Origin of the sequence: Phaeodactylibacter sp. (assembly GCF_022763345.1) — a bacterium.
Taxonomy (GTDB): Bacteria; Bacteroidota; Bacteroidia; order Chitinophagales; family Saprospiraceae; genus Phaeodactylibacter.
In genome coordinates this window covers 116,471-127,792 of record NZ_JALEGS010000014.1, presented here as the reverse complement: position 1 = coordinate 127,792, position 11,322 = coordinate 116,471, and the positions used below count along the sequence as shown (strand labels likewise).

At 49.0% G+C, this 11,322-nt stretch carries 6 protein-coding genes; 4 read left to right on the top strand and 2 right to left on the bottom strand.

Features of this window, described 5'->3' with window-relative positions:
* Positions 1–1,167 precede the first annotated feature (1,167 nt).
* Positions 1,168–1,710: a hypothetical protein gene (locus MRY86_RS03620; RefSeq protein WP_293563585.1), complete on the top strand. Its 543-nt coding sequence runs from the start codon at positions 1,168–1,170 to the stop codon at positions 1,708–1,710.
* 88 nt (positions 1,711–1,798) lie between these two features.
* Here MRY86_RS03620 and hemA read toward each other — a convergent pair whose 3' ends face one another.
* Both hemA and MRY86_RS03610 read right to left on the bottom strand, forming a co-directional pair.
* A complete protein-coding gene (gene hemA, locus MRY86_RS03615) occupies positions 1,799–3,028 on the bottom strand; it encodes a glutamyl-tRNA reductase (RefSeq protein WP_293563586.1) in 1,230 nt (409 codons plus the stop codon).
* Positions 3,029–3,340: 312 nt separating this feature from the next.
* Positions 3,341–4,264 (bottom strand): ABC transporter substrate-binding protein, encoded by a 924-nt coding sequence (locus MRY86_RS03610; protein ID WP_293563587.1) that lies wholly within the window; start codon positions 4,262–4,264, stop codon positions 3,341–3,343.
* 350 nt (positions 4,265–4,614) lie between these two features.
* On the opposite strand from MRY86_RS03610, the gene MRY86_RS03605 reads away from it, so the two are divergent.
* The 3 genes from MRY86_RS03605 to MRY86_RS03595 all read left to right on the top strand — a co-directional run bounded on the left by MRY86_RS03605 (position 4,615) and on the right by MRY86_RS03595 (position 11,300).
* Positions 4,615–6,822: a sodium-translocating pyrophosphatase gene (locus tag MRY86_RS03605; protein WP_293563588.1), complete on the top strand. Its 2,208-nt coding sequence runs from the start codon at positions 4,615–4,617 to the stop codon at positions 6,820–6,822.
* A 372-nt stretch (positions 6,823–7,194) separates the two neighbouring features.
* Entirely contained in the window at positions 7,195–9,297 is a 2,103-nt protein-coding gene (locus MRY86_RS03600) for a carboxy terminal-processing peptidase (protein WP_293563589.1), read from the top strand.
* A 128-nt stretch (positions 9,298–9,425) separates the two neighbouring features.
* Positions 9,426–11,300 carry an ABC-F family ATP-binding cassette domain-containing protein gene (locus MRY86_RS03595; RefSeq protein ID WP_293563590.1) on the top strand — a complete coding sequence of 625 codons (1,875 nt, stop codon included), beginning with the start codon at positions 9,426–9,428 and terminating at the stop codon, positions 11,298–11,300.
* Positions 11,301–11,322 lie beyond the last annotated feature (22 nt).

The following is an 11,322-nucleotide window of genomic DNA, read 5'->3' as shown; positions in this document are numbered from 1 at the left end:
GTTTGGCAGGGGCTAGCCCCTGCCAAACTTGATTGGAACTACTATTTTACAATTATTGACTGTCTTAAGAAGCATAAGTCTACACCTTTTCTAACGCCTGCTTCACAACTTCGTGATATTTATCTCTTGTTGACATATCCGGTTATTTTACAATAGCAGATGAAACCTGGAAAAACTTCCTAACAAAAGTTGTTGATTTTATATTTTAGGAAGGAAGTTTAGTAGAAAAAGGAACCAGAAGTTATACATTTAAATTTTGAGACTGTTTATAATAAACTCAAGTCTGAGACACCTGTAGACTTTATCTCATGCCAATAAGAAGCGGCAATAATAGCGTAAAATTATTACTTATTTATTTACCGTATAATGCTTTTCTAAAAGCATTTTATGTGCTTTTTAATCATATTATCTATATTGAATATCCTGAAAACATAGGACAGGCCTATTTTCGTACTACAGAAGGAGATAACATAATTGAAATAATATTTTCAAATATCTTCCTTAATATCATTTATGATTTTTTTTGGCTACTGCCTGCTACAATAATGAACTTTTATATTTTTTATAAATTGATTACTTCCTTACTCCAGGAAAAGGAGAACGTGTATGAGTATATAAGCTTTTTAATTTTGAAAGTATATTTATTTTGGTGCCTTATTTACTTGTGTTCTATTGGTTTTGGTTCCTTTATCAAGGAAGATTCGTTAGGATCTCTGCTATCAGGGTCATTTGCTCCATATGGTGGGTTAATGATAACTTATATACTATTGGGTAATTTTGTTTTTTTGATATTGTTTGTTCCACTATGGGAGAAATACATCAAAAAATTGTTTACATGATTGATATGGAAACAGTGTGTAGAACAAAGATTACCTTCAAAATCGGTCACTCTTTTAGCACCCCCGCTGCCCATACTATGAACCACTGCCATCGGCCAAAACAACCAAAAGCAATGCTGCAAGTAGGACTGACACTGCTGGTTCCCGAATTCTGACGGCGGAGTTTGTCAGTACAGCATCCAGGAATTGCGTCTACGCGCTAGCTATCCGGTCGAAGTGGAAATATTAGCGGGGGAGTTATTCTGCCGTATATTTCTGTTATCAACAGCCAAAGATTTTAGCCCTTAATTTCATGAATTCTTGATTTTAAACGCACAACAAGTTTTACATGAAAATACGCAGTGTAATAATCTCAGCCCTGTTCATTATGGTTCTTCTGTACGGAGCTTATATTTTATGGGCAATCCTTGCGTTTGGAGGGGGCTGTAACAGAATGGCTCCTGAAACACATTTTTTGCCGGATGGCTACACGGGGAAAGTATATATATTTTTTAATCAGAGCGAGGGCAGGGCAAGAGAATATGATGAAAATGCAAGAGTTTACAGGATTCCAAAATCCGGAGTGCTGCGAACCAAATTTAAATCCAATAGCGGCACGATAGATGCAAGGAAGGATTTGAATTTCTATTACCAAAAACCAGATACCTTACTAGAGCTAAAGCAATATGTGTTTGCAAGGGCAGATAGCACTTTAAACCTTGACTCTAATACGGTAGTAGTATTTGGGTATCGTATAGGTAGAGACTGGTTCGGGTTTGGTAAAGAAGGAGAAAAGCTTAGATCAACCACCTATATAGTAGATAGCTTGAAAAACGTCAACAAAAGAGATTATAAGCTAACAATTGAAAGGTTTGAAAATTGGGATCATTAAAAACAGATGCATTATGCTGAGGCTTTTCAAGAAACCAATCGAATAGTAGCACTAAAGATCACACCACAAAACCCATCACTTCAACGCCCTACAGCACCGCCTCCCGCGCCGCCTTCATCGGAATGCCAATGCACTTCTTTTCCATATAGGCCAGCATCTTTTCCATCAGCGCTTTGGTCTGATCATCGAGGGTGGCGACCTCCTTGTGGAAGACTTCGTTCATGGCGCGCTCCCTGACGGCCTTGATTTCGATGGGGACCTGCCGCATGGCCAGTTCGATCTGACGCTGCTTGATGAGGGCAGGCATTTGCTGTATGTACTCGTTGAGGACTTTGTGGGCGCGTTCCACTTCGCGTTCGCGGAAAGCTAGGTTTTGCTTGGCGAGGTTGCGCAGCCCCTCCACTTCGATGTATTCAAAATTGAACTGCTCGACAGCAGCTTCGGCTACGTTGTTGGGAATGGAGAGATCGATGACAACTTTGCGTTCGGTGTCGCCCTGTAGTAGTTTTTCGTAAAGCGGGGCTGTAATGATCGGCTCAGTAGACCCGGTGCATACGATCAGGCAATCGAAGCCTTCCTGATAGTCAGACAGGTCGCTTAGCGGCAGCGCCCGGCCGTTTAAGGTTTTGGCCAACTGCTCAGCTTTGTCGAGGCTGCGGTTGAAAACCGTGATGTCGGAAAACTCGTACTTGCTCAGGAATTTGCCCACAAGCTGATTGGTCTGCCCGGCACCTACGAGCAGCACACGGTCGCCTTTATGGACATGTGCCTTAAGCATTTGCTGAAAAGCCAGCGATACCACAGAAACTGGTTTGTCGCCAATCCGGGTGCGGTTGTAGACAGCTTTGGCAGCCACTACGGCCTGCTGAAAAACGAGGCGGATGTATTCTCCGGTGGTGCCCCAACTGTGGCAGAGTTCGTAAGCTTCGCGGATCTGGCGGAGGATTTGGCGCTCACCGATCACGAGAGAGTCGATGGAAGCGGAAACATCAAAAAAGTGCCTGAGGGCTTCTTCTCCCTGATAGTGGTAAACGATATCATCAAGCTCGTCTTCAAGCTCGATCGGCATGTCAGGGTTAATACGCTGAAAGAAACGCGCGATGAAGCGCTCGTCCACCTGATGATTGGTGGTGAAGAAGTACATGACCCGGTTGCAGGTGGGCAGGTAGAACAGCTCATCAATTTGAAACTGCGCCTTAAGCTGCTGCAGTTGCTGCTTCAGTGCCTCCTGATCGTCCACCTTGATCACAAAATCGCCTATATCCTTGAGGTTAGTGCGTTTGTGTGTTACCGTAAGTATATTGTACTTCGCCAGCATAAAGCCCTTAAATTCAGTGTTCGGTTACAAAAGTAATTTTCGCTCGTTGCACCAATGTCACAAAACTGCAACAAGGTTCAACAAAACTATTTATCGACCGTATTTCTTGTCATGACATTTATCAACATCTTATATCTCCTTACGAAAAAATGACAAAAGAAATAATGGTTTTCTGAAAGGCCACAGCTTGGTAAAGCCCTGCTATGCCTCTGTTTCAGCGTTTTTGTCGCAATAGTCAAGTATAAATACGAAGTGTAGGCTCGAACCGTTGTCAGGCTTCGGTCATAAAGCTGCACAAAATTTTTTGTTGAACTAAGTTCCTGATCCTGAAAGGAGTTCGTTGGTGAATATTTGCTCAATAGACTCCAAAGTGGATTCGATATTGTTTGCCTTCAGCCAGGTTACAAACTTTGAGACGCGCGCGGCATCCATGTGCCCCCACGTTTGGGCAGTCCCATAGTAGGGGTTGGTGCGTTCCTGGGCTTTTACCAGGTCAATCCGCTCCCGGTCGTGTGCGGTTACAAAAGCCCCCAGCATACGGGCAGCTGACTCGGGGTTTTCCAGGGCGTGGAGGTAGCCGGCTTTGGTGGCTTGTAAGAAGGCTTGGTAGGCTTCCCGGCGACTTTCAATTTGGTCTGCCATCGCCAGAAGCACCGGTGAATAGCCATAAGGTATGCCGTAATTGCCAAGTTCAAAACAACGCAGCTCAATACCCTGTGTTTCGGCTTCCACTCCTTCCCAGTTTTGGAATATCCAGGTGGCATCTGCTTTGTTCTCAAGCAAGGTATTCCAAATACCAAGCTTATTTGGATAGCTGAGATAGAGCTCGCCCTTACCGCCATCATTGCGCACCATCTGCTGCACAATTTTGTCTTCGTACCGGGCACCGTAGGAGGCATAGCTTCTGCCATCCAACGCAGCGGGGCGGTTGATGTCACTGGAAGCCAGTACCGCGATGGCACTGGCATCTTCCTGCAGGATGGCTGCCACAGCTTTGACTGCTGCCCTCCTGGATTTGGTATTTAGGCTGATGGCGCTCTCCGTTGGGGCGATGGCAAAGTCTACCTGCCCGAGCTCCAGCTTCTTGGCCGGGGTCGTGGCGTATTGGTCTGCAGAAGGGTCAATAATTTGGACCTGTAGCCCGGCGTTTTCATAGTAGCCCAGCTCCTGCGCCACAAAGAAGCCGGTATGATTGGTGTTGGGGGTCCAGTCGAGTGCTATACTAATAGGTGTCATAGTAGCAAGGTGTCTGTTTAATGATTTCAGGATATATTCTACAAAATAGCGAACGAATAGGTTTGAGGGGCCTCCACCAAATTACACCTTGTTATATGGAGTCCTTCACAACTCCTCCTGCAACAGTTGGACAAAAAACAAATTTGCGTTAGCTTTGCCCCGCTAAATCTTAAGCGATTAGCAGAACCTAAACTCAGAACGGAGAGGTTTGGGCATTAGGCACAAACCCGACGTAGGAGTTTATGCCGACACCAAGCAGGTTTGAACCTCAAACCACTTCGTCGTCGGTATAGAACAAAGGGGGCCAAATGGTTCCTCGGAAACAACTATAACTTTAAACAAAAAATGGTATGGGTCAAACGATCACTTATTTAGTACCCGTCTTTGGTGTACTCGCCCTGTTGTACACCTTCTGGCGCTCGGCCTGGGTGTCTAAGCAGGAAGTTGGAACAGAACGCATGGGCCGTATCGCGGTGAATATCGCGGATGGTGCCATGGCATTTCTCAAAGCGGAATACCGCGTACTGGCCATCTTCGTACTGGCCGTGGCAATCCTACTGGGCATCAGCGGTAATACTGCTGATTCCTCTCCCCTTATCGCTCTGTCTTTTGTACTGGGCGCGATTTGCTCTGCACTGGCAGGGTTTATTGGCATGCGCGTAGCGACTAAAGCCAACGTGCGCACCACCAACGCTGCCCGTACAAGTCTGGGCAAAGCCCTGGAGATCGCCTTTGCTGGCGGCTCTGTTATGGGCCTTGGTGTGGTCGGTCTTGGCGTAGTCGGTCTTGGCGTGCTCTTCCTGGGCTACTCGAGCATCGGGTGGGATATTAACCGCGTGATCACCGTGATTACCGGTTTCTCTTTTGGTGCATCTTCCATTGCGCTCTTTGCACGTGTGGGCGGCGGTATTTATACCAAAGCAGCTGACGTGGGCGCCGACCTCGTAGGTAAAGTGGAAGCCGGTATTCCGGAGGACCACCCCCTCAACCCTGCAACAATCGCGGACAACGTAGGCGACAACGTGGGTGACGTAGCCGGTATGGGCGCTGACCTGTTCGAGTCTTATGTGGGTTCTATCATCGGTACGATGGTACTGGGTGCTGCGTTCATCGGTTTGACCGGTTTTGAAAATACAAATGACTTTGGAGGCCTGAACGCCGTACTGTTGCCACTGGTACTCGCAAGCGTTGGTATCGTGACTTCCATCCTGGGTACTTTCTTTGTAAAGGTAAAAGAAGGCGGTGACCCTCAGAAAGCCCTGAACCGTGGGGAATTCCTTTCTGCCGGTGTGATGTTGGCGGCCACTTTCGGCATCGTTAACTGGATGCTGCCTGCAGAATGGACTTTCGAAGGCACCACTTACACCTCTATGGGGGTATTCTGGGCCGTGATCTTCGGCCTTGCCGGCGGTTTGCTCATCGGTATGATTACGGAGTACTATACGGGTACCGGTACCAAGCCGGTAAAAAGCATCGTGGACCAGTCTCTGACGGGTGCGGCGACTAACATCATCGCCGGTCTTGGCGTGGGTATGCAGTCAACGGCTATCCCTATCCTGATCCTGGCAGTTGCTATCGTAGGTTCTTACTCTTTTGCTGGCCTGTATGGTATCGCAATTGCTGCAGTAGGTATGCTTTCCAATACCGGCATTCAGCTGGCGGTAGATGCCTACGGCCCGATTTCCGACAACGCCGGCGGTATCGCTGAAATGGCGGAGCTGCCAAAAGAAGTGCGCGAGCGTACAGACAAGCTTGATGCAGTAGGTAACACTACGGCTGCAATTGGTAAAGGTTTCGCTATCGGTTCTGCGGCACTTACTGCCCTGGCACTCTTTGCTGCCTTCATCACTGCGTACAACCTCAGCCACCCGGATGCAAGACTAACCAGCATCAATATCACCAGCCCTTATGTCATGGCGGCCCTGTTTGTGGGCGGTATGTTGCCTTTCCTGTTCTCTGCCCTCTCCATGGGTGCAGTGGGCCGTGCGGCAATGGATATGATTCAGGAGGTGCGCCGTCAGTTCAAGTCTATCCCTGAGCTGACTGCAGCGCTTGACGTAATGCGCAAAAACGACGGCAAAGACTTCGCTGACTGGAGCGATGCCGATCAGAAGACCTTCGAAGCAGCCGACGGCAAGGCAGAATATGGCAAGTGTGTGGAAATCTCCACTGCGGCTTCTATCCGCGAGATGGTGCGCCCTGGCCTGCTGGCCGTACTGGCACCGGTCGTGGTTGGCCTGACACCTGGACTGATAGGCTTGGGAAGCCAACTGGGTGCAGAAATGCTCGGCGGCCTCCTCGCTGGCGTTACCGTAACAGGTGTACTCATGGCCATCTTCCAGTCTAACGCTGGCGGTGCATGGGACAACGCCAAGAAAATGTTTGAAGAAGGCGTGGATATCAACGGTGAAATGTACTACAAAGGGTCTGACCCTCACAAAGCCACCGTTGTAGGTGATACCGTGGGTGATCCGTTCAAGGATACTTCCGGCCCATCACTGAACATTCTGCTGAAGCTGATGTCTGTGGTCGCACTGGTAATTGCGCCACTGCTGTAATCTCAGCGAAGGAATAATTGTAACAGCCCCGGTAGAATGACGCTACCGGGGCTGTTCTGTTTGGGGCTGGTACAACTTCTTTTCTGGTTTTATCGTTACCTTTTCGATAATTTGGCACTGGATTTGTTACAATACCGTTAAAGCAAAGCAGGCACCGGTACGATTGCTAACTTTTATTGTTGAAAGGAGTATATTTATATGGATACAGGCTCTGGCAATAAATTAGCAGCATAATTAAAGCCAGCCGGCACCATAAACTGTTATTTGCAAACTGTGTCTTAGACTGTGTTGGGAATTCGCTTTTGGAGCGAATGCCCAACACGGTCTTAATCCAGCAAAGCACACCTTAGGATGTCAATAAAGAAATTTATCATGAAGTACAGAGGTCAGATCTTCTTCTCCGTTTTGTTAGTTGCTCTACTTGCAGCGGCTTACTATCCGCAACCCAATAACGCTGAAAAAGAGGCTGTCCTGATGCAGGCTGTATTGAGCGGTTTCGGGCAGCTGCATTATCAGCCGAAGGATATCAATGACGATTTCTCCAGTCAGATTTTTGATTTTTACCTCGATCAGGTCGATGGTGGCCGCCGGTTCCTGACACAGGAAGATATTGCGAAGCTTGAAGGCTACCGCACGAGTATTGATGATCAGGCGCAGGCCGGGCAGTTCGAATTTTTCGATGCCTCTGTCCAAATGCTGGAGGCCGCGCTTGATAAAACACAGGGCTACTACCGGGAAATGCTGGAGACGCCCTTTGATTACGAGACCAACGAATTCATTGAGCTGGATGGTGATAAAAAGCCCTTTGCTCAGCATGACGATGAACTGAAGGAGTACTGGCGCAAGTATCTGAAGTACGAAACGGTAGAGCGTATCGTCAACAAAACCAAAGAAGAGGAAAAGAAAGGGGAAGAGGAAGCTCCAAAGTCTTTCGAAGAAATCGAGCAGGAGTCCCGTGAAGAAGTCCTGGAATTTTTGGACGACTGGTACGGTCGTATGCGAAAACTGAAGCGGGAAGACCGCCTGAGCGTTTACCTCAATACCTTTACCCATATATTCGATCCTCATTCCGAGTACTATCAGCCTATTGACAAAGAGAACTTCAATATCCGTTTTAGTGGCCGGCTGGAAGGCATTGGCGCGACCCTGCGTACCGAAGATGACTACACCAAGGTCGTCCGCATCGTAGTGGGTGGCCCCGCCTGGAAGCAAAAAGAGCTGGAGGAAAACGACGTCATCCTAAAGGTTAAGCAAGAGGATGAGGACGAGCCAAAGGATATTGCAGGCATGGTCATCAACGATGTGGTGCAGCTCATCCGAGGGGACAAAGGCACTAAGGTGACCTTAACGGTAAAGAAGATTGACGGCAGCGTGAAAGACATAACGATCACCCGCGATGTGGTGGTTCTGGAAGAGCAGTTTGCAAAATCGCTCATCCTGGAAGGGGAGGAAGGCAGCGAAGAGCGCATTGGTTACATCCTCCTGCCTTCGTTCTATGCTGATTTTCAAAATAAAAACGGGCGCTTCTGCTCTACCGATGTGGCAGCAGAAATCGAGAAGCTCAAAGCTAAAAACGTAGATGGCATCATTCTGGACCTGCGCTACAACGGCGGTGGTTCCCTTCGGGATGTGGTTAAAATGACGGGCTTGTTCATTGAGAAAGGGCCAATTGTACAGGTGAAGTCCCGTATTTCTGACCCGGAAGTGCTGAAAGACTCCGATTCGCGTGTACAGTACGATGGCCCGCTTGTGGTCATGGTCAATTCCTATAGTGCTTCTGCTTCAGAGATTCTGGCGGCAGCGTTGCAGGACTACGGCCGGGCGGTGATTGTTGGCAGCCCTTCTACTTTCGGTAAAGGCACGGTGCAGCGCTTCATTGATCTGGACCGTACCATCCGCGGGTTCAATGAGTTGAAGCCACTGGGTGAAATCAAGCTGACCACTCAGAAGTTCTACCGCGTCAATGGCGGTTCCACGCAGCTTAAAGGCGTGACGCCGGACATCATCTTGCCGGATAACTTCTTCTACATCAAGACCGGCGAGCGCGACCGGGAGTATGCGATGGAGTGGACAGAGATCGACCCTGTGGAGTACGATCAGGATGTGCTGGAGGTAGACAACATCAGCAAACTGCGCAGCCGCAGCGAAAAGCGTATTGAAGAGAATGAGGCGTTCCAGAAAATTCTGGCCAACGCCAAGCGCGTAGAGCAGCAGCGCGAAGAGTCAGCCTACCCGATTGGGCTGGAGGCCTACCGCGAAATGCGTGAAAAGCGGCAGCAGCAGGCCGATGAATTCGATGGCGTCATGGATCAGGTGGTCCTGGAGAACATCTCCAACCTGGAGGAAGACCTGCCCGGTATCCAAGCCGACGAATCCAAGAAAGCCCGTAACGATGAGTGGCTGGAAAGTGTCTCCAAAGATATTTACATCAAGGAAACATTGGCGATCATGCATGACATGATTGAAGAGAAATAGGCTGGTAGCCGACGAAACTCAGGAGGCTTTTCTGCACACCGCAGGGAAGCCTCCGTTTTTTTTCAGCACAGGGTCCAACCGCTAAAGTCTTTTGTACTTTTGCATATTCATTCACAGAATCCATAAGCGTGAATTACCTCAACCTCGAAGACGTCACAAAAATGTACGGAGAGAAAGTTCTCTTCGACAATATTTCCCTGCAGGTCAATCAGGGGCAAAAGATTGCATTGGTCGCCAAAAACGGATCGGGGAAAACCACGCTGCTCCGGGTGATCGCCGGGGAAGAAGCGCCGGAAGGAGAGGCCGCCAAAGTCTACCTGCACAAAGATGTTCGCATTGGCTTCCTGAATCAGGATCCTGAGTTTTTCGAGGAACATACTATTCTGGAGGCCGTACTGGATTCAGAGAATGCTATGATTCAGGCCGTGCGCGCTTATGAGTACGCTATGCTCTTCCCGGACGATACAGAAGCCATGCACAAGGCGATTGCTAAGATGGATGCTCTGAAAGCCTGGGATTTTGAAGCCCGTATCCGGGAAGTGCTGACCAAGCTGGAAGTCAGCGACCTGAATAAACTGGTCAAAAACCTCTCCGGGGGACAGAAAAAGCGTCTGGCCCTGGCCAAGCTCATCATCGAAGAGCCGGAGTTCCTCATCCTCGATGAGCCGACCAACCACCTCGACCTCGACATGATCGAGTGGCTGGAAGAGTATTTGCAGCAGCCCCGTATCACCTTGTTCATGGTTACCCACGACCGCTACTTCCTCGAGCGGGTCTGTGACATCATTGTAGAGCTGGACCTGGGCAAGCTCTACCGCTACACCGGTAACTACAGTGAATTTCTGGAAAAGAAGACGACCCGCCATGATGTGGAGTCCGCCACCCTGGAGAAAAGCAAGAAACTACTCAAACGGGAACTGGACTGGGTACGCCGCATGCCCAAAGCCCGGGGCACCAAAGCCAAGTCCAGGGTGGATGCCTTCCATGATCTGAAAGATGAGGTTTCGCAGCAGCGCATTGATGAAGAGATGAAGATCGACATCAAAGGGCAGCGCCTGGGCAAAAAGGTGCTGGAAGCCCACAACATCAGCAAGGCATACGATAACAAAGTGCTGGTGGACGGCTTCACCTACAAGTTCCGAAAAGGGGAGCGTGCAGGCATCGTTGGGCCGAACGGGGTCGGTAAATCCACTTTCCTGAAATTGCTCACGAATGAAATTCGCACCGATAGCGGCAAGGTCGTGGTGGGCGGAAATACCGTCTTTGGCTACTATACTCAGGACGGCATCCAACTCAAAGAAAATAAGCGGGTGATTGATGTGGTTCAGGACATTGCCGAGTTTATCCCCCTGGAAAAAGGGCAGAAATTGACCGCACCTCAGCTACTGGAGCGTTTTATGTTCAACCGCAAGCAGCAGCAGGTATACGTTTCTGAGCTCAGTGGTGGAGAAAGGCGCCGCCTGTACCTGCTCACTGTCCTTATGGCCAACCCCAACTTCCTTATTCTTGATGAGCCTACGAATGACCTGGACATCATGACGCTCAATGTGCTCGAAGATTTCCTTATGGATTTCCCGGGCTGTGTACTGATCGTCTCCCACGACCGCTACTTCATGGACAAGATCGTGGAGCATCTCTTCGTTTTTGAAGGCAACGGAAAAATCCGCGACTTCCCGGGCAGTTATACCCGCTACCGGGAGGTAAAGAAGGAAGAAGACCGGGAAAAAGCCCGCCTGGCCAAGGAAGCAGAAGCCTCCACACCTGCTGCGCCAAAACCAAAATCTAAAGCCACGGCCCTGAGTCAGGATGAACGTAAAGAGTTGAAGCGGCTGGAAAAGAAAATTCTGAAACTGGAAGAAAAAAAGGCGGAGCTAACTGAGCAGTTTAATGACACGAGCCTTAGCCCGGAGCAAATTACAGATTTATCGAAGGAGCTGAGCGATGTCAATGATGAGCTGGAAGAGCTGGAGCTCCGGTGGATGGAGCTGGCTGAAATGGCCTGATTTTCTCTGAGCAGAACCGTTG